This window comes from Pseudomonas sp. FP2196, assembly GCF_030687715.1.
Taxonomy (GTDB): Bacteria; Pseudomonadota; Gammaproteobacteria; order Pseudomonadales; family Pseudomonadaceae; genus Aquipseudomonas.
Genome location: NZ_CP117445.1, coordinates 3,566,039 through 3,589,869, shown reverse-complemented (window position 1 = coordinate 3,589,869; position 23,831 = coordinate 3,566,039). Strand labels below are relative to the sequence as shown.

Below are 23,831 nucleotides of genomic sequence, written 5' to 3'. Positions count from 1 at the left end.
GCTCACTCCTACAGGGGTTGTGTGTTGCAAGGAAAGCTCAGTGGGAACCGGCAGCCTTGTTGAGGTCGCTTTCGGTCCATTCGGTGTACACGCACGCATCGGCAGTCGCCCAGCGCACCCGCACCGCATCGCCGGCCTTGAGTGGCATGCCCGCCGCCGACAACGCCTTCACCGTCATCGATGTGCCACCCGAAGTAACCACGCTGCAAGTCTGGCTCTCGCCCAGGAACAGCACTTCCACCACCTTCGCTGAAACTTCATTCCATCCCGCCGCCAACGGTTCATCGCTCGCCTGCTGCACGCTCAGCGCCAGAGCCTTCTCCGGCCGCACCATCAGCAACACATCCTGATCAGTATGCAATCCAGCCGTCAGTCGAATCGACAACGACTGCCCTTCAAAACTCGCGGCCGCATTGCCCTGCGCCTTGAGTTTGAGGAAATTCGAGTTGCCCAGAAACGACGCGACAAACGCATTCGGCGGATTCTGATAAAGGTCATAACCGCTGCCCAAACCGACAATCTTGCCTTGACTGAAAATCGCGATGCGCTGCGACAAGCGCATCGCCTCTTCCTGATCGTGGGTCACATAGACGATGGTGATGCCCAGGCGCCGATGCAGTTGGCGCAGTTCATCCTGCAAATCCTCGCGCAGCTTTTTATCCAGCGCACCCAGCGGTTCGTCCATCAGCAGAATGCGTGGTTCGTAGACCAGCGCCCTGGCGATGGCGACCCGTTGCTGTTGGCCACCGGACAGTTGCGAAGGGCGGCGATGGGCGAATTGTTCAAGTTGCACCAGTTTCAGCATCGCATCGACACGCTTGTCACGTTCGGCAGCAGCCAGTTTGCGGATCGCCAACGGGAAAGCGATGTTGTCGCGCACAGACAGATGCGGGAACAGCGAATAGCGCTGGAACACCATGCCGATGTCGCGCTTGTGCGGCGGTACATTGACCAGCGACTGACCGTTGACGAGGATCTCGCCGCTGCTCGGCGTTTCGAAGCCGGCAAGCATCGACAGCGTGGTGCTTTTACCCGAGCCGCTGGAGCCGAGGAAGGTCAGGAACTCGCCGTCCTTGATGTCCAGCGAGATGTTGTCCACGGCGGCGAAGTCGCCGTAGTGCTTGTTCAGATTGCGCAGGCTGACCAGGGGTTTGTCGTTCTGCTGGGATGCGTCTTTGATCACGGCACTCATGTCGTACTCCTGGGCGCTCAGGCGCTGATTTCGTTGCGCCGACGCAGGGCGGCGGCGATCACCATGACCAAGACGGACAGGCCGATCAGCAGCGTCGAAGCGACGGCGATCACCGGAGTCAGGTCCTGGCGCAGGGTGGTCCACATTTTCACGGGAAGGGTTTGCAGAGTCGGGCTGGCCATCATCACGCTGAGCACCACTTCGTCCCACGAAACGAGGAAGGCGAAGAGGGCGCCGGCTACCATGCCCGGACGAATCGCCGGGAATGTCACCTTGAACACCGCTTGCAAGCGCGAGGCACCGCAGATCACCGCCGCGTCTTCAATCGACTGATCGAACAGCTTCAGCGAGTTGATGATCGAGATGATGGTGAACGGCAGCGCGACGATCACATGGCTGACGACGAAGGCGAACATCGTTCCGGTGTAGCCGAGCTTGAGAAACAGTGCGTACACCGCCACGGCGATGATCACCAGCGGCACGATCATCGGCAGGGTGAACAGGCCGTAGAGCATTTCTCGGCCGGGAAAGCGCCCGCGCACCAGCGCAAATGCAGTTGGTAAACCGAGGGCCACGGCGCAGATCGTGGTCAACACGGCGACCTTCAGGCTGGCCGCTGCGGCATTCATCCAGTCGGGGTTGGAGAAGAACTGGCCGTACCATTTCAGCGTCCAGCCTGGCGGCGGGAACACCAGCCACTGGGACGAACCGAACGACAGCAAAACGATAAACACGATCGGCAACAGCAGGAACAAACCGATCAACCCGGTGGTTGCATACAAGCCGAAGCGCATCCGCCGGCTCATGGCATTGGGAGTCAGGAGCATGTCGGCTTACCTCGCGTTACTGGCGCCAACCGGGGATTCCGGCTGAAGCTTCAGGTAGAAGTAGAACAGCACCAAAGTGATCGCGATCAGCAACGCGGCGCCGGCACTGGCCAGGCCCCAATTGAGGAACGATTGCACCTGCTGAATGATGAACTCCGGCAGCATCATGTTCTGCGCCCCGCCGAGCAGTGCCGGGGTGACGTAGTAACCGAGTGACATCACGAACACCATCAAGCCACCGGACGCCAGACCCGGCCGGCACAACGGCAGGAACACCCGGAAGAAGTTGGTCCATGGACTCGCGCCGCAGATCGAGCCGGCCTGCAGGATCATCGGGTCGATGGCTTGCATGGTCGCCTGCAACGGCAGCACGATGAACGGGATCATGATGTAGCTCATGCCGATCACCACGCCGGTCAGGTTATGCACCATTTCCAGCGGCTGATCGATGATGCCCATCGCCATCAAAGCCTTGTTGATCACGCCCGAGGCTTGCAGCAACACCAGCCACGAATAGGTACGGGCGAGAAGGCTGGTCCACATCGACAACAGCACGATGTTGAGAATCCAGCGACCCCAGCCGCGCGGCACCAGAGTGATCGCCCAGGCCAGCGGAAAGCCCAGCAACAGGCTGAAAATCGTCACCAGCCCGGCCACCGAAAAGGTGTTGAGCAGCACGCGGGCATAGGCCGAGTTGGCGAACAGTTGTTCATAGTTGCCAAGGCCGGGCACAGGTTCCAGCACGCCGCGCAACAGCAAACCAATCAACGGCGCCAGAAAGAACAGGCCGAGGAACAGCAGCGCCGGGACGAGGTTGCCGGCGCCGCGCCAGCGTTGTTTGAGGGACGGGGCTTGCTGCATCGCAACCGCCTGTTTGCCTTCGGCCGGGCCGGCAGCGCTTGCGGCGCTCCCGGTGGCAGTGGAGGGACGGGACGCGGTGGCCGCCATTTTCATTTGACCAGCCATTCGTTCCACCGTGTCGCGATGGCCGGACCGTTCTTGGCCCAGTACGCGAAATCAAGAGTGATCTGATCCTTAGCGTAGGCAGTCGGCAGGTTGGGGGCCAGCGTCGAATCCAGACGCTCCACACTGTCGAGGTTGACCGGGGCGTAGGCGGTCAGGTTGGAGAAGTCGGCCTGGCCTTTGGCACTGCTGGCGTTGGCCAGGAACTTCATCGCCGCGTCCTTGTTTTTCGAGCCCTTTGGAATCACCAGAATGTCGGCCATGACCAGGTTCTGTTTCCAGCTCACGCCCACCGGCGCGCCATCTTCTTGCAGGGCGTGAATGCGACCGTTCCAGAACTGACCCATGCTCGCCTCACCGGACGCCAGCAGTTGCTGCGACTGCGCGCCGCCGCCCCACCAGACGATGTCTTTCTTGATGGTGTCGAGTTTCTTGAAGGCGCGATCCAGATCCAGCGGGTAGAGCTTGTCGGCGGGGACGCCATCGGCCAGCAGCGCCAGTTCGAGCACGCCTGGGCTTGGCCATTTGTACAGGGCGCGTTTGCCGGGGTAGGTCTTGGTGTCGAACAGGGCGCTCCAGTCCTGCGGCTTGTTGGCGCCGAGTTTGCCCTCGTTGTAGCCGAGGACGAAGGAGAAGAAGAACGAGCCGACGCCGTGATCGCTGATAAAGCGTGGGTCGATCCTGTCGCGCTGGATGACTTTGAAATCGAGGGGTTCGAGCAGGCCTTCAGCGGCAGCGCGCAGGGCGAAATCGGCTTCGACATCGACCACGTCCCATTGCACGTTGCCGCTTTCGACCATTGCCTTGAGTTTGCCGTAGTCGGTGGGCCCGTCCTGCACGACAGTGATGCCGCTGGCCTTGCTGAACGGATCAGCCCAGGCCTGTTTCTGCGCATCCTGGGTGCTTCCGCCCCAGCTGACGAAATTCACGCTTTCGGCGGCCATTGCAGCCTGGCCGGTCACGCTGAGCAGTCCCGCAAAAAAGATCGCGGTTGCAGCTTTGTTCAACACCATTTTCACGCCCTCATTGTTGTGTTTTTGAGCGGGCCTTGCGTTGTTGCCCGCCTGTCGGGAGCAGTAGATGGACGTTCGTTGGAGTGTCCGGTCTATGGAATATCATATTATGGTATTCCAAACTTTGTGCAAGCACTTTGCCTTACCGGTTATCTGGCGAATGTGTTTTTGTGGGCTTGGAAATCTCGATCTGAAATGCAAACCCCCTGTAGGAGTGAGCCTGCTCGCGATAGCGGTGTGTCAGGTAAAGAATTGCTGACTGACACACCGCTATCGCGAGCAGGCTCACTCCTGCATTTGGATTTGTGGTTGGCGCGGATTATTCGCTGAACGGGATGCTCTCGACCACTTCCAGGTCATACCCAGTCAGCCCCGCGTACTTCAGTGGCGGCCCCAGATGCCGCAGCTTACCCACCCCAAGGTTCTGCAGAATCTGCGCCCCAGTCCCCACCTCCGAATAAATCCGCGATTGCGAGCGACTGAACTGCCGCGGCGGCTGGGTCAGTTGCGGCACTCGCTCCAGCAACGCCTGCGAAGACTCGTGATTGGCCAGCACCACCACAACCCCATGCCCTTCAGCCGCGACCCGTTGCAACGCCGCCCATAGCGTCCAGTTACTCGGCCCGCTGTACTCGGCGCCGACCAGATCGCGCAGTGGATCGATGACATGCACGCGCACCAGCGTCGGTTCTTCCCGACGCAGATCGCCCATGACCATCGCCATGTGAACCCCACCTTCGATACGGTCTTCAAAAGTGATCAAACGGAACGTGCCATGCACCGTCGGCAGCTCCCGTTCGCCAATCCGTTCGATGGTGTGTTCGGTACTCAGGCGATAGTGGATCAGGTCGGCGATGGTGCCTATCTTGATCCCGTGCTTGCGCGCAAACACTTCCAGATCGGGCCGACGAGCCATGGTGCCGTCATCGTTCATCACTTCGACGATGACCGACGCCGGGGTGAAACCGGCCAGCCTGGCCAGATCGCAACCGGCCTCGGTATGACCGGCGCGGGTCAACACGCCACCTTCCTTGGCGCGCAGCGGGAAGATGTGCCCGGGTTGCACCAGGTCTTCGGCGCGGGCATCTTTGGCCACGGCAGCGGCAACCGTACAGGCGCGGTCAGCGGCGGAAATACCGGTGGTGACGCCGACCGCCGCTTCAATCGACACGGTGAACGCGGTGCTGAACACGCTGCCATTGCTCGGCACCATTTGCTCCAGACCCAAACGCTGACAATGTTCGTCGGTCAATGTGAGGCAGATCAGACCACGCGCTTCACGGGCCATGAAGCTGATCGCCTCGGGCGTGCAACAATCGGCGGCGAGTAACAGGTCGCCTTCGTTTTCCCGGTCTTCGTCATCGACCAGCAGCACCATTTTGCCGAGGCGATAATCTTCGATGATTTCTTCGATGCTGTTGAAGGCCATGCTGGACTCTCAGGGTTCGTTGGAAATATATTGGTATACCATAATACAAAATAAACAAAGAGGTCACTATGAAGGCGTACTGGATTGCTCATGTGGATATAGCCGATGCCGATCACTACAGCCAATACACCCGGCGCGCGCCGGCGGCATTCGCTGAATTCGGCGCGAGGTTCCTGGCAAGAGGCGGGCGCAGCGAAGCGATGGAAGGGCGCGAGACGCCGCAGCGCAGCGTGGTGATCGAGTTCGAGAGCTACGAAAAAGCCGTGGCGTGCTACCACTCGGCGGCGTATCAGGAAGCGAAAAGTTACCGCGAAGAATGGGCGAGGGCGGAAATCATCATCGTTGAAGGCATTGCCCCATAACGATCATATGGATCACATGAAACCCTGTAGGAGCTGCCGAAGGCTGCGATCTTTTGATCCTGTTTTTAAGATCAAGATCACCGGATCGCAGCCTTCGGCAGCTCCTTCATGGGTTTTGACGTTTCAGGGTTTCTAGGGGATTGGAAGGAATCAGCGCATGAAGTGGATCTTGCCACTGTCATCATTGCCCATGTAGATCCCATAAACCCCGGCCTGACGCTCCTCGATATAACGCTCGAGAATCTGCCGGATCGCCGGGTAATAGATCTGTTCCCACGGGATGTCTTCCGGCGCGAAAAACTTGTAGTCCAGCGTCTCAGGCCCATATTGCCCGGTGATCTCCAGCGCGATGGCGCGGAAGATGATGTACACCTCGCTGATCTTCGGCACGCTGAAAATTGAATATGGCGAGACGATTTCCGCACGCACGCCGCTTTCTTCCCAGACTTCACGCAGCGCCGCTTGCTCGGTGGTCTCGCCGCTTTCCATGAAGCCGGCTGGCAGCGTCCAGGTGCCCGGGCGCGGTGGAATCGCCCGTTGGCACAGGAGGTATTTGCCATCCTGCTCGATGATGCAGCCGGCAATGATCTTCGGATTGACGTAGTGGATGTAGCCGCAGCCGCGGCACATCAGGCGCTCGTGCGTATCGCCCGGCGGCACCTGCTGACCGAGGTCAGGGCCACCGCATTTCGGGCAATAGCTCGGGCTGGACATGTCAGTGACCTATACGGGGTTCTTTCAGCGCGATGGGCAGGGTGATCGCAGGCACGTCGCCTGTTTCTTCCTGTTTGCGCTTGAGGTAGTCGAGGGCGACAGCCGCGGCAGCACGCACGTGATCCACGCACGCCTGATGCGCCGCCAGCGCATCGCCGCTCTTGATCGCCGCGACCATTTTTTCCATTTCCTGATTGCTCGCGCCGCGACGGTTTTGCTGGGATACCGAGGTCGCGCGCAGATAACTGATGCGTGCCTGCAACTGACGCAACTGAGTGGCCGCGACATGGTTGCCCGAACCTTCGAGCAGGACGTCGTAGAAGCCTTGTACCGAGTCGATCACCTGTTGCAACTCGCCGTCCTTGAGCGCCTTGCGGTTCTCATCGAGGGCTTTTTCCAGGGCTTTGATGTCCTTGGCTTTGGCGCGCAGGGTGAACAGCTGAACGATCAGGCCTTCGAGCACGCAACGCAATTCGTAGATATCGACAGCATCGGCGAGCGTGATGATCGCCACCCGTGGACCCTTGGCATCAGCGAACTCGACCAGACCTTCGGATTCCAGGTGACGCAAGGCTTCGCGAACCGAGGTGCGGCTGACGCCCAGGCGATCACAGAGATCGCGTTCGACCAGACGATCGCCTGGCATGAGCTGGAAATTCATGATCGCGCTACGCAGTTTATCCAGCACGATTTCGCGCAGGGTAACGGGGTTGCGATTGACCTTGAAGCTGTCGTCGAGTGGCTGGCGTTTCATGGGGTCCGCTCTTTACTGTGGCTGTCCATGCCAGACGGGCATCAAAACAGCCGAGGGGTTAACTGGAGGCCTCGGCGTCGGCTTCGGCGAAGGCTTCACGGGCGAGCCGGAAACTGTCCACGGCCGCCGGGACGCCGCAATAAATGCCGACCTGAAGCAGAATTTCGCGTATTTGCTCACGACTCAGGCCGTTACGCAAGGCGCCCCGCACATGCAGCTTGAGTTCGTGCGGGCGGTTGAGCGCCGAGATCATCGCCAGGTTGATCATGCTCCGCTCCTTGAGCGACAAGCCTTCGCGACCCCAGACGTGGCCCCAACAGTATTCGGTGACCATTTCCTGCAACGGGCGGGTGAAGTCGTCGGCGTTGTCTATTGAACGCTGCACGTAGGCTTCGCCGAGCACCTGAGTGCGGATTTTCAGGCCTTTTTCGTACTTTTCGTTGTTCATAAATCCTCCAATCACCACAGATCCCTTGTGTAGGAGCTGCCGAAGGCTACGATCTTTTGATCTTGCTCTTAAAAATCAACGTCAAAAGATCGCAGCCTTCGGCAGCTCCTACAGGGATTTGTGTGAATCCGTCAGGCCAGGGTCGGCAGGGGGCCGAGCTTGCCTTTGTGGTAAATCATCGGCGTCACCGGTTGCTCGGGCAGGATCAGGTTTTTCACCGCGCCGACGATGATCGCGTGATCACCACCATCGTATTCCCGCCACAACTCGCACTCGATAATTGCCGTGGCCTTGGCCAGAATCGGGTTACCCAGTTCGCTCAAATGCCACTCGATGTTCTTGGCCTTGTCCTTGCCTTTTCCGGCGAAGGCATAGGCCTCGGCGGTCTGGTCAGCCGACAGCAAGTGGATCGCGAATTTCTTGCTGTCGCGCAGCACCGGGTAGGTGTCGGAGGCGTAGTTAGGGCAGAACAGCACCAAGGCAGGATCAATCGACAACGCGCTGAAGGCGCTGGCGGTGATGCCGACGATGCCGCCATCGGGGTCAACGGTGGTGACCACCGTGACGCCGGACGGGAACGAGCTCATGACGTCTTTGTAAATGCCGGGTTCGATCATTTCGCTGGACTCCTAGCGCATCACAAACGGATCAGGCATTGGCGCCTGAGAAAGGTTGATCCACACCGTTTTCAGTTCGGTGTAGGCCAGCACCGAGTCGATGCCGCTTTCGCGTCCATAGCCACTGTTCTTGAAGCCGCCAATCGGTGCCATCGCCGACACCGCGCGGTAAGTGTTGACCCAGATAATCCCCGAACGCACATCGCGGGCGAGGCGATGGGCACGGCCCAGGTCGCGAGTCCAGATGCCAGCGGCGAGGCCAAACTGCGAGTCGTTGGCGATGGCCAGTGCTTCGGCTTCATCTTTGAAGCGAATGACCGAAGCCACCGGGCCAAAGACTTCTTCCTGCATGATCTTCATCGAATTGCGGTCGCACTCGAACAGCGTCGGCTCATAGAACCAGCCGTCGCCGAGATCCGCCGGACGCTTGCCGCCCGTGCGCAAACGCGCACCTTCGGCGATGGCATCGGCGACCAGTCCTTCAACCACCGCCAGTTGCTGCGCGGTCGCCATAGGGCCCATTTCGCTGTTGTCTTCCTGCGGGTTGCCGATGCGGATGCGTTTGGCGCGTTCCACCAGTCGGTTGACGAATTCGTCGTAGATTTCGTCCTGCACTAACAGCCGTGAGCCGGACACACAGCTTTGCCCTGAGGCGGCGTAGATCCCGGCTATTGCACCGTTGATCGCGCTGTCCAGGTCGGCGTCAGCGAAGATGATGTTCGGCGACTTGCCGCCCAGTTCCAGCGACAGCTTGGCGAAGTTCTCGGCGCTGCTGCGCACCACATGGCGGGCCGTGGCCGCGCCGCCGGTGAAGGCGATCTTGCGGATCAGCGGATGGCGGGTGAGGGCGGCGCCGGTGCTCGGGCCATACCCGGTGACGACGTTGACCACGCCCGGCGGAATCCCGGCTTCGAGGGCCAGGCGCGCCAGCTCCAGAATCGTTGCCGAGGCGTGCTCGGACGGCTTGATCACAATCGTGTTGCCGGCGGCGAGGGCCGGGGCCAGTTTGATCGCGGTCAGGTACAGCGGGCTGTTCCACGGAATGATCGCGGCGACCACACCCATGGCTTCATGCACGGTGTAGGCAAACAGATCGGGCTTATCCAGCGGCAGGGTGCCGCCTTCGAGCTTGTCGGCAAGGCCGGCGGTGTAGTGGAAGAACTCCGGCAGATAGCTGACCTGACCACGGGTTTCGCGGATCAGTTTGCCGTTGTCGCGGCTTTCCAACTGCGCCAGTTGTTCTTTGTTGTCGGCAATCAAATCACCGAGACGACGCAGCAGTTTTCCGCGTGCGGTGGCGGTCAAACCGCGCCATGCCGGGCTTTCGAAGGCCTGTTGGGCGACCTGCACGGCGCGTTCGACATCGGCCTCATCGGCGTCGGGTAGTTCTGCCCAAGCCTGGGCAGTGGCCGGATTAAGACTTTCGAAAGTCTTGCCGGAGAGGGCGTCGACCCATTCTCCGCCGATGCACATCTGGAAGCGTGCGAGTGTCATGCAACGATCCCCTTTATATGGTTTTGTCGGGAGTGTGCGAATTCGAGAAATTCCAGCAACGTCTGGTTGACCAGACGCGGTGATTCTACGGGCATCATATGCCGTTGCTCGGGCAGTACGGCAACCTTCGCACCGGGGATGCGACGGGCCAGTTGCTCGGCCATTTCCGGGGTTGAACCCGGATCCAGTTCACCAGTGGCAATCAGCGTCGGCGCCTGAATATTGCCGAGGTCGTCGGCGCGGTACATGTCTTGCGTAGCGAACAGTTCATAAGTGGTCAGGTAACCCTGCGGGTCGTTGTTCGCAAGGGTCTGGCGTAGTGCGGCAATCTGCGCCGGGTTGGCCGCCTGATATTCGCGGCTGAACCAGCGTGACAGCGCCGCTTCGGCATTGGCATCCGGTCCGTGTTCGGCAGCCTGAGCGGTGCGCGCGATGACCCCGGCTCGCTGTTCTTCACTGCGGTTGAACACGCTGTTGAGCACCACCAGGCTTTGCAGGCGCTGCGGGTAATGCAGGGCAAACGCGCGCGCCACCAACCCGCCCATGGAGAAGCCGATCACCGCTGCCTGCGGCAGGTTCAAGTGATCGAGCAACTCCAGCAACTGATCGGCGTAACCGAGCAGGTGGGTGCCGCTGGCCGGTCGCGGGCTGGCGCCGTGGCCGAGCATGTCGTAGGCGATCACTCTGTATTGGGTCGACAGGCCAACGATCTGGCCGCCCCACATTTCTTTATTCAGGCCCACGCCGTGGATCAAAACCACGGGCTGGCCTTGGCCGGTCGCCAGGTAACTGGTGCCCGCCGGGGTGAGTTCAGCGGTGAGCCGAATCATGGAGCGCTCCTGCAATGCCTTTTTATTGTGATTACTGGGCTTTTTCGGCGGCCAGTTCTTCCAGATCGATGTAGCGATTACCGATGCGCGGGTGCAGGCGGCCACCGTCGGCGCAGCCCAGCACCACGACGATTTCGTCGGCACGCGGCGCATCTTCGATCTGCATTTCCAGGGTGATGTAGTGCGAACGCAAACCTTCGTCGTCCTTGTGCATCATCGGGATCTGAATCGAAGTACCCGGGCCGCCACGCTTGTTGGTGAAGCTCAGGTAGCTCTTGGCCTTGACGGCTTCGCGGTAGTGGTTGCCAAAGCGCAGGGTGTGGATCACGGCGGAGGCGTGTTCGATTTCGCCGTCAGCACCGACCACGGCTGCTTTACCGTAAGCCTCGATCTTCTCCGCGCCGCCGATGATGCCGACCAGACGCTCGACCATCATCGCGCCGAGGTCGGAGCAGTTGGCGCGGATCTGCGGTTTCAGGTCTTCGACAAAGCCGTTACCCACCCAAGGGTTTTTCATCACGACAGCGAGACCGACCATGGTCACTGGCTTGTCAGTGACTTTGCCGCCTTCGATGAAGGTTTCTTCGACATAGCTGACGATCTTGCGAATTTCGAAACTCATGAGCTGCTCCGTTGGGGGATTGAGAGTGTCTGTGCGTATGATGGTATACCATAATACCGATCGTGCAAGTCCCCCGCGCAAGATTTGCCGCATCCATCCGGCGAATGGCGCTGCATTCACTGACAACCACAAATACCAAGACCACCCCTAACCCCTGTGGGAGCGAGCCTGCTCGCGAAAGCGGTGGGTCAGCCAATAAACAGGGTGACTGGTACATCGCATTCGCGAGCAGGCTCGCTCCCACAAGGGAATTCATCTGTTATAGAGAGCGGCTTTCGGTTAACAAAAGATAACGTGGCGCCGATTGTCAGACGTTTCCAAAGCCCGATAGGATGAGCCAGCTTCCGAAGTGGCTCTGGATTGCGGGTTTCAGGACTATGCTTCTGACCAGCCATCAGCGCAGCACACTTGCGGCGCCCTTGAAGGCCCAATGGCCTAACAATAATAAATAGGGGAAGGTCTATGAGTCGTTGCCGCCCGCCGGCGTTACGCAACACCGCGTTGCTGGCCACAGCACTCTCTCTGCTGGGCTTGGCCACGTTATCGGCACCTGTATTTGCCGCCGAGGCGCCAGCCGACGTGGTCTATGCCAGCGCATCCGCCAAAGCCGCGAAAAGCCTGATTCTCGATGTCGTCCACGCCGGAGCACGGCTGGTGGCGGTCGGGGATCGTGGGCACATTCTCTATTCCGATGACCAGGGCAAGACCTGGACTCAAGCCAAGGTGCCAAGCCGGCAACTGCTGACGGCTGTGTATTTCGTCGACGACAAACACGGCTGGGCGGTCGGCCATGACGCGCAGATTCTCGCCAGCGAGGACGGCGGTCTGACCTGGACCAAACAATTCGAAGACCTCAAACGCGAATCGCCGCTGCTCGACGTCTGGTTCAAGGACGTCAACAGCGGCCTCGCCGTGGGCGCTTACGGCGCTTTGCTGGAAACCACCGATGGCGGCAAGAACTGGGAAGACGTCAGCGACCGCCTCGACAACGAAGACCAGTTCCACCTCAACGCCATCGCCGCCGTGAAGGACGCCGGGCTGTTCATCGTCGGTGAGTCCGGCAGCATGTTCCGCTCCGCCGACTGGGGCCAGACCTGGGAAAAACTGGAAGGCCCGTACGAGGGCTCGCTGTTCGGCGTGATCGGCACTGCGCAACCGCAGACGCTGCTGGCCTACGGCTTGCGCGGCAACCTCTACCGCTCCACTGACTTCGGCAGCAACTGGGAGCAGATTGAATTGAAGGCTGCACGCGGTTCGCTGGAGTTCGGCTTGTCCGGTGCCACGCTGCTCAAGGACGGCTCCATCGTCATCGTCGGCAACGGCGGCTCGGTGATCAGCAGCAGCGACAATGGCGAAACCTTCAGCGTGTTCAACCGCCCGGATCGCATTTCCCTGTCGTCGGTCACTGCTGCCGGCGACGGCAACCTGATTCTGACCGGGCAGGGTGGCGTTCACACCACCCAGCCAAACGGCGCCGAGATCAACAATAAGAAGGCGGGGCTATGACTTCCTTGATTACTCCTCAGCAGGAAAAAGCGACGCTCCTCGAACGTCTGATTTTCAACAACCGCCCGGCCGTGATCCTCATCTGTCTGGTGGTCAGCATTTTCCTGTTCTGGCAGGCCACGCTGATCCGGCCGTCCACCAGTTTCGAAAAAATGATCCCGCTGCAGCATCCGTTCATCGAGAAGATGATGGAGCACCGCAACGATCTGGCGAACCTGGGCAACACCGTGCGCATTTCGGTGGAAGCCACCGACGGCGACATCTTCTCCAAGGAGTACATGGAGACCCTTCGTCAGATCAACGACGAGGTGTTCTACATCTCCGGTGTTGACCGCTCCGGTCTGAAGTCACTGTGGAGTCCGAGCGTGCGCTGGACCGAAGTGACCGAAGAGGGTTTCGCCGGCGGCGAAGTGATCCCGCAGAGCTACAACGGCTCGCAGGACAGCCTCGATCTGCTGCGCAACAATGTGCTCAAGTCCGGTCAGGTCGGGCGTCTGGTGGCCAACGACTTCAAGTCGAGCATTGTCGATATCCCGCTGCTGGAGTCCTACCCGGACCCGCAGGATCAGGGCAAGTTGCTGGCGCTGGACTATCGCAAGTTCTCCCATGAGCTCGAAGACAAGATCCGCAACAAGTTCGAAGCGCAGAACCCCAACGTCAAGATCCACATCGTCGGTTTCGCCAAGAAAGTCGGCGACCTGATCGACGGCCTGGTGATGGTGGTGTTGTTCTTCGGCATTGCCTTTGTCATCACCCTGATTTTGCTGCTGTGGTTCACCAACTGCGTGCGCAGCACCATCGCGGTGTTGAGCACGACGCTGGTGGCGGTGGTCTGGCAACTGGGATTGATGCACTTTTTCGGTTTTGGCCTCGATCCGTATTCGATGCTGGTGCCGTTCCTGATCTTCGCCATTGGCATTTCCCACGGCGTGCAGAAGATCAACGGGATCGCCCTGCAATCCAGTGAGGCGGACAACGCCCTGACTGCCGCGCGGCGCACGTTCCGGCAGTTGTTCCTGCCGGGGATGATCGCGATTCTGGCGGATGCGGTCGGGTTCATTACGCTGCTGATCATCGACATCGGTGTGATCCGTGAACTGGCCATCGGCGCGTCCATCGGCGTGGCGGTGATTGTGTTCACCAACCTGATCCTGCTGCCGGTGGCGATTTCCTATGTCGGCATCAGCAAGCGTGCGATTGCCAAGAGCAAGAAAGATGCGAACCGCGAACACCCGTTCTGGCGTCTGCTGTCGAACTTCGCCAGCCCGAAAGTTGCCCCCATCTCTGTGGCTCTGGCGCTGATCGCCTTCGGCGGCGGCCTCTGGTACAGCCAGAACCTGAAAATCGGCGACCTCGACCAGGGCGCGCCGGAGTTGCGTCCGGACTCGCGCTACAACAAGGACAACAACTTCATCATCAGCAACTACTCGACCAGTTCCGACGTGCTGGTGGTGATGGTCAAGACCAAGGCTGAAGGCTGCTCGCGCTTTGAGGCCATGGCGCCGATCGATGAGCTGATGTGGAAGATGCAGAACACCGAGGGCGTGCAGTCGGCGATCTCGCTGGTGACCGTGTCCAAACAAATGATCAAGGGCATGAACGAGGGCAACCTGAAATGGGAAACCCTGTCGCGCAACCCGGACGTGCTGAACAACTCGATTGCCCGCGCCGACGGTCTGTACAACAACAGCTGCTCATTGGCGCCGGTGCTGGTGTTCCTCAACGATCACAAGGCGGAAACCCTTGATCGTGCGGTGCAGGCGGTGCAGGAATTCGCCAAGGACAACAACAAGGACGGTCTGGAATTCATCCTTGCTGCCGGTAACGCCGGGATCGAAGCGGCCACCAACGAAGTCATCAAACAGGCCGAACTGACCATCCTGACCCTGGTGTACATCTGCGTGGCGGTGATGTGCATGATCACCTTCCGTTCCTGGGCCGCGACTTTGTGCATCGTCCTGCCGCTGGTGCTGACCTCGGTACTGGGCAACGCGCTGATGGCATTCATGGGCATCGGCGTCAAAGTCGCGACCCTGCCAGTGGTGGCGCTGGGCGTGGGGATTGGCGTGGACTACGGCATCTACATCTACAGCCGCCTGGAAAGTTTCCTGCGTGCCGGCCTGCCGTTGCAGGAAGCCTATTACCAGACCCTGAAATCCACCGGTAAGGCGGTGCTGTTCACCGGTCTGTGCCTGGCGATCGGTGTGTGCACCTGGATCTTCTCGGCGATCAAGTTCCAGGCCGACATGGGCCTGATGCTGACCTTCATGCTGCTGTGGAACATGTTCGGTGCGTTGTGGCTGCTGCCGGCACTGGCCAAGTTCCTGATCAAACCTGAGAAGCTGGCGGGGCAGAAGGGCAATTCGCTGTTTGCTCACTGACCTGCGAGCCTGAAACGAAAAAGCCGCAACCTTAGGGTTGCGGCTTTTTTTACCCCGCGAATTTCACACAATCCCCTTGTAGGAGTGAGCAGGTTCACTCCTACATGGGGATTTGGGGGTGTCAGGAGAGTTCAGTGCCAAGCACAACGCTGAGCGCACTGCGCGCATCATCCAGCTGCACCAGCGTCGCATGGCGGGCGCCAAGGGCATCACGGTTTTCGATGGCGGTAAGAATCGCCTTGTGCCGAGGCAACGCCAGTTCATGCAGATTCGGCCGCTGGTTCGAATGCTTCAACGCCTCGGCAATCGCCACCGAGAGCATGTTGCACAGATTCGCCAGCAAGTCGTTGTGGGTCGCATCGGCGATGCGGCTGTGAAAATCCAGATCCGGTTGCAGCAGGGCCTCCGGCGTCGGGGCGGCTTCCATGCGCTGATACGCCTCACCGATGGCGGCAATGTCGGCATCAGTCGCATGCTGAGCGGCGAGGGCGGCGGCGGCCGGTTCGATGATGCTGCGCACGCTGGTCAGCACATTGAAGAATTCATTCTGCGGGCTGCTTTGCATCAGCCAGTGCAGCACGTCCGGGTCGAGCATGTGCCATTCGCGACGCGCCTTGACCACCGTGCCGACCCGTGGCTTGGAGTAAACCAGACCCTTGGCCACCAGCACCCGCGTGGCTTCGCGCAATACCGGCCGGCTGACCGCGTACTCCTCGCAGAGCAAGGCTTCGGCGGGCAGTTTGTCGTCGGGCTTGAAGCGTCCGGAGACGATCTGCATGCCCAGTTCCTGGACGATGCGCGAGTGCATGCTTTTGCGGTCGGAAGGTTTGCGGTAATCCATGGGGAGCGGCGCGATCCTGAGCGATGGAGATGCCGCGCATCATAGCAGGCACCAGACAATCTTGAGGCAGACACAAAACCAAATGTGGGAGCGAGCCTGCTCGCGAAGGCGGTCTATCAGTCAAATAGATGTCGACTGACACTCCCTCTTCGCGAGCAGGCTCGCTCCCACAGGGGAATTGGGCTGTTAATGGGAGTGGCGCGGGACTTCAGCGCCTCGGCAACCAACCAGGAAGTCAAAGTCACACCCCTGATCCGCCTGCAACACATGGTCGATGTACAACTGACGATACCCACCCACCAGCAACTGCTGCGGCGGTTGCAGGTCAGCCATGCGCGCCGCCAGCTCAGCATCCGGAATATCCAGGTGCAACCGGCCAGTGGCGCAATCGAGTTCGATCCAGTCGCCTTCCTTCACGGTCGCCAAAGGCCCCCCGGCCGCTGCTTCCGGTGCGACGTGCAACACCACGGTGCCGTAAGCGGTGCCGCTCATCCTTGCGTCAGAGATGCGCACCATATCCGTTACGCCCTGGGCCAACAGCTTGGCCGGCAAGCCCATGTTGCCGACCTCGGCCATGCCCGGATAACCCTTCGGCCCGCAGTTCTTCATCACTAGAATCGAATCCTTATCGACATCCAGTTCCGGGTCGTTGATCCGCGCCTTGTACATGTCGAAGTTCTCGAACACCACGGCACGACCGCGATGCTGCATCAGCTCGGGCGTGGCAGCAGACGGTTTGAGCACCGCACCGAGCGGCGCCAGATTGCCGCGCAACACACAGATGCCGCCGTCGGCGCGAATCGGATTGTCGAGGGTGCGGATCACCTCGTCTTCACCGTAGATCGGTGCGTCCTTGGTGTTCTCGCCGATGGACTTGCCGTTGACCGTCAGTGCATTCGGGTTCGGAATCAGATTGGCCTCACCGAGGCGGCGCAGCACCGCTGGCAATCCACCGGCGTAGTAGAACTCTTCCATCAGGAAACGTCCGGACGGTTGCAGGTCGACAATGGTCGGCATGCCGCGACCGATGCGCGTCCAGTCATCCAGATCCAGCTCGACGCCGATGCGACCGGCAATGGCCTTCAAGTGAATCACCGCGTTGGTCGAACCGCCGATGGCCGCGTTGACGCGAATGGCGTTTTCGAAGGCTTCCTTCGTCAGGATCTTCGACAGTTTCAAGTCCTCACGAACCATCTCCACCGCACGCATGCCAGACATGTGCGCCAGCACGTAACGCCGCGCATCCACCGCCGGAATGGCTGCGTTATGGGGCAGGGAAGTACCGAGTGCTTCCGCCATGCAGGCCATGGTCGACGCGGTGCCCATGGTGTTGCAGGTGCCCGCCGAACGCGACATGCCGCCCTCGGCTGCCAAGAAATCATCGATGGTGATGGTGCCGGCCTTGACCTGCTCGCTGAGCTGCCAGACCACGGTGCCGGAACCGATGTCCTTGCCCTTGTGCTTACCGTTGAGCATCGGCCCGCCGGTGACGACGATCGCTGGCACGTCGCAACTGGCCGCGCCCATCAACAGCGCCGGGGTGGTTTTGTCACAACCGGTCAGCAGCACCACGCCGTCAATCGGGTTGCCGCGAATCGCCTCTTCAACGTCCATGCTCGCCAGGTTACGGGTGAGCATGGCGGTCGGGCGCAGGTTCGATTCTCCGTTGGAGAACACCGGGAATTCCACCGGGAAGCCACCGGCCTCGATCACCCCGCGTTTGACGTGCTCCGCAATCTGGCGGAAATGCGCGTTGCACGGGGTCAGTTCCGACCAGGTATTGCAGATGCCGATGATCGGCTTGCCATGAAACTGGTGGTCGGCGATGCCCTGATTCTTCATCCAGCTGCGGTACATGAAGCCGTTCTTGTCGGCAGTGCCAAACCATTGGGCCGAGCGCAGGGTGGGTTTCTTCTCAGACATGATCGATTCTCTTATTGTATGACTATAGTGTTCGAGCTGAGGCTTAACATAAGCGCAAATTTGCCGCTTTGGAAGTGGTTGTTGGGTAAATAGTATTACTATATAGTCGTTTTCGACGGAGGGATGGCCCTGGCGGTTTTCCGCGAGAGGCGTCCCCCGAGGTTCTATAAAAACAACAATCGGAGACCGATCCCATGAGCCAGGAATTGCGGCTTATTCGTCGCATCACACTGAAACTGATTCCCTTCCTGATCCTGCTGTACCTGATCGCCTATGTGGATCGCTCCGCCGTCGGCTTCGCCAAATTACACATGGGTGCCGACATCGGTATCGGTGATGCGGCTTATGGCTTGGGCGCCGGGCTGTTCTTCATCGGCTATTTCCTTCTCGAAATCCCCAGCAACCTGATGCTCGAACGCTTCGGCGCCCGACGTTGGTTTGCACGAATCATGATCACCTGGGGCGCGATCACCATCGGCATGGCGTTCGTGCAAGGCCCGCACAGTTTCTACGTGATGCGTTTTCTGCTCGGCGCGGCAGAGGCGGGGTTCTTTCCCGGTGTTCTGTACTACATCACCCAATGGTTCCCGGTGCGCCATCGCGGCAAGATTCTTGGCCTGTTCATCCTCTCCCAACCCATCGCGATGATGATCACCGGCCCGGTGTCCGGCGGTTTGCTCGGCATGGACGGCGTTCTTGGTCTGCACGGCTGGCAGTGGCTGTTCATCGTCATCGGCACCCCGGCGATCCTGCTGACCTGGCCGGTATTGCGCTGGCTGCCGGATGGCCCGCAACAAGTGAAATGGATGGATCAGGCCGAAAAGGACTGGCTGACCGGCGAGCTGAAAAAGGATCTGCAGGAATACGGCCAGACCCGTCACGGCAATCCGCTGCATGCGCTTAAAGACAAGCGCGTGTTGTTGCTGGCGCTGTTTTATCTGCCGGTGACTCTGAGCATTTATGGCTTGGGCTTGTGGCTACCGACCCTGATCAAACAGTTTGGCGGCAGTGATCTGGTGACCGGTTTCGTGTCGTCGGTGCCGTACATCTTCGGGATCATCGGCTTGCTGATCGTGCCGCGCAGTTCCGACCGTTTGAATGATCGCTACGGCCATCTGGCGGTGCTTTATGTGTTGGGCGCGATTGGCTTGTTCCTGAGTGCCTGGCTGTCGTTGCCGGTAGCGCAACTGGCGGCGTTGTGTCTGGTGGCGTTTGCGCTGTTCTCTTGCACGGCGGTGTTCTGGACGTTGCCCGGGCGGTTCTTTGCCGGCGCGAGTGCGGCGGCGGGAATCGCCTTGATCAACTCGGTGGGCAACCTCGGTGGTTACATCGGGCCGTTCGTGATTGGCGCGCTGAAGGAGTACACCGGGAACCTGGCGTCGGGGTTGTATTTCCTGTCGGGCGTGATGGTCTTCGGCCTGATCCTCACCGGTGTCGTCTACCGCGTACTGGAACGCAAACACGTGCTGCCGACCGACCAGTTCGCCGCCAGCGCCCGCGGCGCCACCCGAACCTGACACGCCCCTGTGGGAGCTGGCTTGCCAGCGATGGCGGCGGCACATCCGACATGGATGTGTCTGACAGATTGCTATCGCTGGCAAGCCAGCTCCCACAGGGATCTGCGGTGTTTTTGAAGTAATAGGAGAAAAACATGCATCTGGTGCAATTCGAATTAAGCAATGGCGAACGCCGCGTCGGCGTGGTCGAAAATGGTCTGGTGCGCGAGGTGCAAGAAGCCCGCACCACGCGCGATCTGGCGCTGGCCGCCATCGAAGCCGGCTGCACCTTGGAGCAGCAAGTACAAACCCTCGGTCTGGGCATCAGCCACGACTATGCGCAGTTGCTCAAAGACCTGCGCATCCTGCCGCCACTGGATCATCCGGACCCGGCGCACCTGTTGGTCAGCGGCACCGGCCTGACCCATCTGGGCAGCGCCTCGGCGCGGGACAAAATGCACCAGCAGGCCGGCGACGAAGCGGCGATGACCGACACCATGCGCATCTTCAAATGGGGCGTGGAGGGCGGTAAACCAGCAACAGGGCAGGCCGGTGTTCAGCCCGAGTGGTTCTACAAGGGCGACGGCAGCATCGTCGTGCGTCCCGGCCAAGCGTTCCCGCTGCCGCCATTTGCTGAAGATGCTGGCGAAGAGCCTGAGATGGCCGGCCTGTACATCATCGGTCACGACGGCAAGCCTTATCGCCTGGGCTTCGCGGTCGGCAACGAGTTCTCCGACCACGTCATGGAACGCAAGAATTACCTGTACCTGGCCCACTCGAAATTGCGCAGTTGCAGTTATGGTCCGGAACTTCGCGTCGGTGAGCTACCCCAACACCTTGCAGGCACCAGTCGCATCCTGCGCGACGGTGAAGTGTTGTGGCAGAACGAGTTCCTCAGCGGCGAGGCCAACATGTGCCACAGCCTGGCCAACCTCGAATACCACCACTTCAAGTACAGCCAGTTTTTGCGCCCCGGCGATGTGCACATTCATTTCTTCGGCACTGCGACGCTGTCGTTCGCCGATGGCATCCGCACTCAACCGGGCGATGTGTTCGAAATCAGTCAGGCTGAATTCGGCGCACCACTGGTCAACGGCATTGCCCCGGTCGAAGCGGCTTTCGAACCGGGCAGCATCGGCACCCTTTAAGGAGATCCCATGACTCAGATTCTCGGTCACAACTACATCGGCGGTCAGCGCAGCGCTGCCGGCAACGTCAAACTGCAAAGTGTTGACGCCTCGACGGGGGAGCAACTGCCCCACGATTTCATTCAGGCTACCGAGCAGGAAGTCGACGCCGCCGCCAAAGCCGCCGCTGCCGCGTATCCCGCCTATCGCAGCCTCAGTGCCGAGCGTCGCGCTCAGTTCCTTGATGCAATTGCCGATGAGCTGGACGCGCTCGGTGATGATTTCGTCGCCGTGGTCTGCCGCGAAACTGCGTTGCCGGCCGGTCGTATTCAGGGCGAGCGCGGTCGCACCAGCGGCCAGATGCGCCTGTTCGCCAAAGTGCTGCGCCGTGGCGATTTCTATGGGGCGCGGATCGATCTGCCGCTGCCGGATCGTCAGCCATTGCCGCGTCCGGATCTGCGTCAGTACCGTATCGGTCTCGGCCCGGTTGCCGTGTTTGGTGCGAGCAACTTCCCACTGGCGTTCTCCACCGCTGGCGGCGACACCGCTTCGGCGCTGGCCGCCGGTTGCCCGGTGGTGTTCAAGGCCCACAGCGGTCACATGGCCACAGCTGAGCTGGTCGCCGATGCGCTGATTCGCGCGGCGGAAAAAACCTCGATGCCGGCCGGTGTCTTCAACATGGTCTACGGCGGTGGCGTCGGCGAGTGGCTGGTCAAGCACCCGGCGATTCAGGCGGTGGGTTTCACCGGCTCGCTCAAGGGCGGCCGCGCCCTGTGCGACATGGCCGCCGCGCGTGCGCAACCGATTCCAGTGTTTGCCGAGATGTCGAGCATCAATCCGGTGATCGTCTTGCCCCAGGCGCTGGCAACACGTTCGGAAAGCGTGGCCCGCGACCTCACCGCGTCGGTGGTGCAGGGTTGCGGTCAGTTCTGTACCAATCCGGGGTTGGTCATCGGCATCCGCTCGCCACAATTCACTGCCTTCGTGGAGCAAGTCGCCGGGCTGATCGGCGATCAACCGGCGCAAACCATGCTCAACGCCGGCACCCTCGGCAGCTACGGCAAAGGCTTGCAGAAACTCCTGGCACATTCCGGCATCGAGCATCTGGCCGGTCATCCCCAGCAGGGCAATCAGGCGCAGCCGCAGTTGTTCAAGGCCGATGTCAGCCTGTTGATCAATGGCGATGAAGTGCTGCAGGAAGAAGTGTTCGGCCCGACCACCGTGATTGTCGAGGTCGCTGATCAGGCGCAACTCAGCGCCGCGTTGCACGGCCTGCATGGGCAACTCACCGCGACGATCATCGGCGAGCCGGCGGACTTCGAGCAGTTCGCGGAACTGACACCGCTGCTGGAACAGAAGGTCGGGCGGATCCTGCTAAACGGTTATCCGACCGGCGTCGAAGTGTGTGATTCGATGGTGCATGGCGGGCCATATCCAGCGACGTCCGATGCGCGCGGCACCTCCGTTGGCACGCTGGCCATCGACCGGTTCCTGCGCCCGGTGTGTTTCCAGAACTACCCGGACAGTCTGCTGCCCGAGCCGCTGAAAAACGCCAACCCGCTGCGCATCCAGCGCCTCGTGGACGGCAAGCCATCGCGAGACGCGTTGTAACTGACAGCCAATAATCCATGTGGGAGCGAGCCTGCTCGCGAATGCATTCTTTCAGTCAGCCTTTCATGGCCTGACACACCGCATTCGCGAGCAGGCTCGCTCCCACAAGGGTTCCCATAAGGCCTCTGGATCACATTGAGCTATCATTGGCGCTTTCCCCCCTAGAAAGACTGTTTGCCATGACTGCCCAAACCCTTCTCGACGTCCTCGAACACTGCGATATGGTCGAAATCGATGGCCTGCACGCCTTCGAATTCTCCCTCGACGAAGACGACAATCTGCACATCGAATGCATTGATGGCCGAGCGGCCAAGCATTGGGAATTCACCCCGGCTCAAGTTGAAGCGGCGACGTTTGACGAAGATCTGCAGAGCTGGCTGGTCATTGGCTATGCCAGCGATACCAAGACCACCGGCGAACACCGTCTGGTGTGCCTTGGCGATGTAGTCAGCAGTAGCGACGACGAGGATGAAACTGATGAAAATGCGTAATTTCTGGCCTCTGCTGATGGCCGGGAGTGTCGGCGCGATGGGCCTTTCCACGGCATCTGCCGAAAACTATCAATTGCTGGTCGGCTCCTACACCGCCGACACCAGCCAAGGCATCTATCGAATGAACTTCGACAGTGCCACCGGCCAGATTGCCGCCAAGCCGCTGCAAGTGGTCAAAAGCGAAAACCCGTCGTGGCTGACCCTGTCCAAAGACCAGAAACGTCTGTTCGTGGTCAACGAAAACGGCCCGGGCCAGACCGATCCGGTCGGTCGCGTCAGCAGTTACGCGATCGATCCGAAAACCCACGCTCTGAGCCTGATCAATCAGGTGCAAAGCCTGGGCAACGAGCCGACTCATTCGAGCCTGAGTGGTGACGCCAGCCATCTGTTCGTCAGCAACTATTCAGTGATGGAAGATCCGGGCGGCACCCTCGCGGTGTTGCCGGTCGGTGCCGACGGCAAACTGAAACCGGTGGTGCAGATGAGCGCCCACCCGGCGAGCCGGATCAACCTGGAGCGTCAGGCGTCGAACCATGTGCATTCGACGGTTTCCTCGCCGGACGGCCGTTACGTGTTCTCCAACGATTTGGGCGCGGACAAGGTCTTCGTCTATCTGTTCGATCCTAAGGCCAACCCGGACCTGCCACTGACCCCGGCGATGACCGCCGCAGTGGCCTTGCCGGCAGGCAGCGGCCCGCGTCACCTGCTGTTCAGCGCTGACGGCAAACACGCCTGGCTGACCATGGAAATGAGCGCCCAGGTTGCGGTGTTCGATTACAACGACGGCGTGCTGACCCAGACGCAAATGATCGATCTTGCGGCCGGCCAGCCGACTTCAGACAAAGCTGCGGCTGCTCTGCATGCGTCCGCCGACGGCAAATTCCTCTATGTCAGCAACCGTGGCACTGCCAATCAGGTGCTGGTGTTCGCGATCGATCCGGCGACCGGCCAGCTCAAAGAGCTGCAGCGACGTTCAGTGGAAGGTGATCACCCACGGGAATTCAGCCTCGATCCAAGCGGTAAATTCCTGCTGATCGCCAACCAGAAAAGCAACGAGATTGTCGTCGTCGAACGCGATGGCAAGACCGGTCTGCTCGGCAAAACCGTGCAAAAACTGCCGATGGACGCCCCGAGCGACCTGAAGTTTCTAGTGCGACAATAAGCCACAGGCCCCGGTTTGCGGGGCCTGT

General features: G+C 60.3%; 22 protein-coding genes. 8 read left to right on the top strand and 14 right to left on the bottom strand.

The genetic code is table 11. From position 1 onward, the window contains the following. Nucleotides 1-37: 37 nt before the first annotated feature. From PSH79_RS15900 to ribBA, 5 genes are all read right to left on the bottom strand, one after another. Complete coding sequence (locus tag PSH79_RS15900; protein ID WP_305438330.1) at nt 38-1,192, bottom strand: ABC transporter ATP-binding protein; 1,155 nt, start codon at nt 1,190-1,192, stop codon at nt 38-40. Nucleotides 1,193-1,209: 17 nt separating this feature from the next. Continuing rightward, on the bottom strand, nt 1,210-2,019 hold the full coding sequence (locus PSH79_RS15895) for an ABC transporter permease (RefSeq protein ID WP_007918021.1): 810 nt from the start codon (nt 2,017-2,019) through the stop codon (nt 1,210-1,212). Between the two features lie 6 nt (nt 2,020-2,025). Next, nucleotides 2,026-2,973, bottom strand: coding sequence for an ABC transporter permease (locus PSH79_RS15890; protein ID WP_305443993.1), 948 nt, complete (start codon nt 2,971-2,973; stop codon nt 2,026-2,028). Beyond that, on the bottom strand, nt 2,970-3,995 hold the full coding sequence (locus PSH79_RS15885) for an ABC transporter substrate-binding protein (protein ID WP_305438329.1): 1,026 nt from the start codon (nt 3,993-3,995) through the stop codon (nt 2,970-2,972). The genes PSH79_RS15890 and PSH79_RS15885 overlap by 4 nt, the downstream gene beginning before the upstream one ends. 319 nt (nt 3,996-4,314) lie before the next feature. Beyond that, on the bottom strand, nt 4,315-5,424 hold the full coding sequence (gene ribBA, locus PSH79_RS15880) for a bifunctional 3,4-dihydroxy-2-butanone-4-phosphate synthase/GTP cyclohydrolase II (protein WP_305438328.1): 1,110 nt from the start codon (nt 5,422-5,424) through the stop codon (nt 4,315-4,317). Between the two features lie 68 nt (nt 5,425-5,492). On the opposite strand from ribBA, the gene PSH79_RS15875 reads away from it, so the two are divergent. Then, on the top strand, nt 5,493-5,786 hold the full coding sequence (locus PSH79_RS15875; RefSeq protein WP_305438326.1) for a DUF1330 domain-containing protein: 294 nt from the start codon (nt 5,493-5,495) through the stop codon (nt 5,784-5,786). 150 nt (nt 5,787-5,936) lie between these two features. Here the strand turns inward: PSH79_RS15875 and PSH79_RS15870 are convergent, their stop codons facing one another. From PSH79_RS15870 to PSH79_RS15840, 7 genes are all read right to left on the bottom strand, one after another. Continuing rightward, nucleotides 5,937-6,500, bottom strand: a complete 564-nt coding sequence (locus tag PSH79_RS15870) for an NUDIX hydrolase (RefSeq protein ID WP_305438325.1) — start codon at nt 6,498-6,500, stop codon at nt 5,937-5,939. Between the two features lies 1 nt (nt 6,501). Continuing rightward, entirely contained in the window at nt 6,502-7,254 is a 753-nt protein-coding gene (locus tag PSH79_RS15865) for a GntR family transcriptional regulator (protein WP_187678628.1), read from the bottom strand. 58 nt (nt 7,255-7,312) lie between these two features. Next, nucleotides 7,313-7,702, bottom strand: coding sequence for a carboxymuconolactone decarboxylase family protein (locus tag PSH79_RS15860; RefSeq protein ID WP_095125671.1), 390 nt, complete (start codon nt 7,700-7,702; stop codon nt 7,313-7,315). A 131-nt stretch (nt 7,703-7,833) separates the two neighbouring features. Beyond that, nucleotides 7,834-8,319 carry a flavin reductase family protein gene (locus tag PSH79_RS15855; protein ID WP_305438321.1) on the bottom strand — a complete coding sequence of 162 codons (486 nt, stop codon included), beginning with the start codon at nt 8,317-8,319 and terminating at the stop codon, nt 7,834-7,836. Nucleotides 8,320-8,331: 12 nt separating this feature from the next. Further along, complete coding sequence (locus tag PSH79_RS15850) at nt 8,332-9,813, bottom strand: aldehyde dehydrogenase (RefSeq protein ID WP_305438319.1); 1,482 nt, start codon at nt 9,811-9,813, stop codon at nt 8,332-8,334. Continuing rightward, a complete protein-coding gene (locus tag PSH79_RS15845) occupies nt 9,810-10,643 on the bottom strand; it encodes an alpha/beta fold hydrolase (RefSeq protein ID WP_305438317.1) in 834 nt (277 codons plus the stop codon). The genes PSH79_RS15850 and PSH79_RS15845 overlap by 4 nt, the downstream gene beginning before the upstream one ends. A 31-nt stretch (nt 10,644-10,674) precedes the next feature. Next, entirely contained in the window at nt 10,675-11,265 is a 591-nt protein-coding gene (locus PSH79_RS15840; protein WP_095136389.1) for an amino acid synthesis family protein, read from the bottom strand. Nucleotides 11,266-11,727: 462 nt separating this feature from the next. On the opposite strand from PSH79_RS15840, the gene PSH79_RS15835 reads away from it, so the two are divergent. Together PSH79_RS15835 and PSH79_RS15830 are read left to right on the top strand one after the other, a co-directional pair. Beyond that, a complete protein-coding gene (locus tag PSH79_RS15835) occupies nt 11,728-12,771 on the top strand; it encodes a YCF48-related protein (protein ID WP_305438315.1) in 1,044 nt (347 codons plus the stop codon). Then, a complete protein-coding gene (locus PSH79_RS15830; RefSeq protein WP_305438313.1) occupies nt 12,768-15,152 on the top strand; it encodes an RND family transporter in 2,385 nt (794 codons plus the stop codon). The genes PSH79_RS15835 and PSH79_RS15830 overlap by 4 nt, the downstream gene beginning before the upstream one ends. Nucleotides 15,153-15,273: 121 nt before the next feature. Here the strand turns inward: PSH79_RS15830 and PSH79_RS15825 are convergent, their stop codons facing one another. Continuing rightward, nucleotides 15,274-15,993 (bottom strand): FadR/GntR family transcriptional regulator, encoded by a 720-nt coding sequence (locus PSH79_RS15825; RefSeq protein ID WP_016984384.1) that lies wholly within the window; start codon nt 15,991-15,993, stop codon nt 15,274-15,276. Nucleotides 15,994-16,179: 186 nt separating this feature from the next. Continuing rightward, the gene (locus tag PSH79_RS15820; RefSeq protein ID WP_123533523.1) at nt 16,180-17,916 is read right to left on the bottom strand and encodes an IlvD/Edd family dehydratase; all 1,737 of its coding nucleotides are present in this window, start codon (nt 17,914-17,916) and stop codon (nt 16,180-16,182) included. Between the two features lie 194 nt (nt 17,917-18,110). Here PSH79_RS15820 and PSH79_RS15815 point away from each other — a divergent pair, with 194 nt between their 5' ends. From PSH79_RS15815 to PSH79_RS15795, 5 genes are all read left to right on the top strand, one after another. Further along, nucleotides 18,111-19,433 carry an MFS transporter gene (locus tag PSH79_RS15815; RefSeq protein ID WP_305438311.1) on the top strand — a complete coding sequence of 441 codons (1,323 nt, stop codon included), beginning with the start codon at nt 18,111-18,113 and terminating at the stop codon, nt 19,431-19,433. Between the two features lie 134 nt (nt 19,434-19,567). Beyond that, entirely contained in the window at nt 19,568-20,560 is a 993-nt protein-coding gene (gene araD1, locus PSH79_RS15810) for an AraD1 family protein (RefSeq protein WP_305438310.1), read from the top strand. 9 nt (nt 20,561-20,569) lie between these two features. Further along, the gene (locus tag PSH79_RS15805; RefSeq protein ID WP_305438309.1) at nt 20,570-22,150 is read left to right on the top strand and encodes an aldehyde dehydrogenase (NADP(+)); all 1,581 of its coding nucleotides are present in this window, start codon (nt 20,570-20,572) and stop codon (nt 22,148-22,150) included. A gap of 179 nt (nt 22,151-22,329) precedes the next feature. Then, nucleotides 22,330-22,641, top strand: a complete 312-nt coding sequence (locus PSH79_RS15800) for a DUF5629 family protein (RefSeq protein ID WP_305438307.1) — start codon at nt 22,330-22,332, stop codon at nt 22,639-22,641. Beyond that, complete coding sequence (locus PSH79_RS15795; protein WP_305438306.1) at nt 22,628-23,803, top strand: lactonase family protein; 1,176 nt, start codon at nt 22,628-22,630, stop codon at nt 23,801-23,803. The genes PSH79_RS15800 and PSH79_RS15795 overlap by 14 nt, the downstream gene beginning before the upstream one ends. Nucleotides 23,804-23,831: the final 28 nt, after the last annotated feature.

Bases quoted from the DNA above. Each gene is read 5' to 3' on its own strand.
- PSH79_RS15830 (WP_305438313.1), top strand. From the start codon at position 12,768: ATGACTTCCTTGATTACTCCTCAGCAGGAAAAAGCGACGCTCCTCGAA.
- PSH79_RS15885 (WP_305438329.1), bottom strand. From the start codon at position 3,995: ATGGTGTTGAACAAAGCTGCAACCGCGATCTTTTTTGCGGGACTGCTC.
- PSH79_RS15860 (WP_095125671.1), bottom strand. From the start codon at position 7,702: ATGAACAACGAAAAGTACGAAAAAGGCCTGAAAATCCGCACTCAGGTG.
- PSH79_RS15890 (WP_305443993.1), bottom strand. From the start codon at position 2,973: ATGAAAATGGCGGCCACCGCGTCCCGTCCCTCCACTGCCACCGGGAGC.
- PSH79_RS15900 (WP_305438330.1), bottom strand. From the start codon at position 1,192: ATGAGTGCCGTGATCAAAGACGCATCCCAGCAGAACGACAAACCCCTG.
- PSH79_RS15795 (WP_305438306.1), top strand. From the start codon at position 22,628: ATGAAAATGCGTAATTTCTGGCCTCTGCTGATGGCCGGGAGTGTCGGC.
- PSH79_RS15800 (WP_305438307.1), top strand. From the start codon at position 22,330: ATGACTGCCCAAACCCTTCTCGACGTCCTCGAACACTGCGATATGGTC.
- PSH79_RS15820 (WP_123533523.1), bottom strand. From the start codon at position 17,916: ATGTCTGAGAAGAAACCCACCCTGCGCTCGGCCCAATGGTTTGGCACT.
- PSH79_RS15835 (WP_305438315.1), top strand. From the start codon at position 11,728: ATGAGTCGTTGCCGCCCGCCGGCGTTACGCAACACCGCGTTGCTGGCC.
- ribBA (WP_305438328.1), bottom strand. From the start codon at position 5,424: ATGGCCTTCAACAGCATCGAAGAAATCATCGAAGATTATCGCCTCGGC.
- PSH79_RS15805 (WP_305438309.1), top strand. From the start codon at position 20,570: ATGACTCAGATTCTCGGTCACAACTACATCGGCGGTCAGCGCAGCGCT.
- PSH79_RS15845 (WP_305438317.1), bottom strand. From the start codon at position 10,643: ATGATTCGGCTCACCGCTGAACTCACCCCGGCGGGCACCAGTTACCTG.
- PSH79_RS15825 (WP_016984384.1), bottom strand. From the start codon at position 15,993: ATGGATTACCGCAAACCTTCCGACCGCAAAAGCATGCACTCGCGCATC.
- PSH79_RS15865 (WP_187678628.1), bottom strand. From the start codon at position 7,254: ATGAAACGCCAGCCACTCGACGACAGCTTCAAGGTCAATCGCAACCCC.
- PSH79_RS15870 (WP_305438325.1), bottom strand. From the start codon at position 6,500: ATGTCCAGCCCGAGCTATTGCCCGAAATGCGGTGGCCCTGACCTCGGT.
- PSH79_RS15875 (WP_305438326.1), top strand. From the start codon at position 5,493: ATGAAGGCGTACTGGATTGCTCATGTGGATATAGCCGATGCCGATCAC.
- PSH79_RS15895 (WP_007918021.1), bottom strand. From the start codon at position 2,019: ATGCTCCTGACTCCCAATGCCATGAGCCGGCGGATGCGCTTCGGCTTG.
- PSH79_RS15840 (WP_095136389.1), bottom strand. From the start codon at position 11,265: ATGAGTTTCGAAATTCGCAAGATCGTCAGCTATGTCGAAGAAACCTTC.
- PSH79_RS15850 (WP_305438319.1), bottom strand. From the start codon at position 9,813: ATGACACTCGCACGCTTCCAGATGTGCATCGGCGGAGAATGGGTCGAC.
- PSH79_RS15815 (WP_305438311.1), top strand. From the start codon at position 18,111: ATGAGCCAGGAATTGCGGCTTATTCGTCGCATCACACTGAAACTGATT.
- PSH79_RS15855 (WP_305438321.1), bottom strand. From the start codon at position 8,319: ATGATCGAACCCGGCATTTACAAAGACGTCATGAGCTCGTTCCCGTCC.
- araD1 (WP_305438310.1), top strand. From the start codon at position 19,568: ATGCATCTGGTGCAATTCGAATTAAGCAATGGCGAACGCCGCGTCGGC.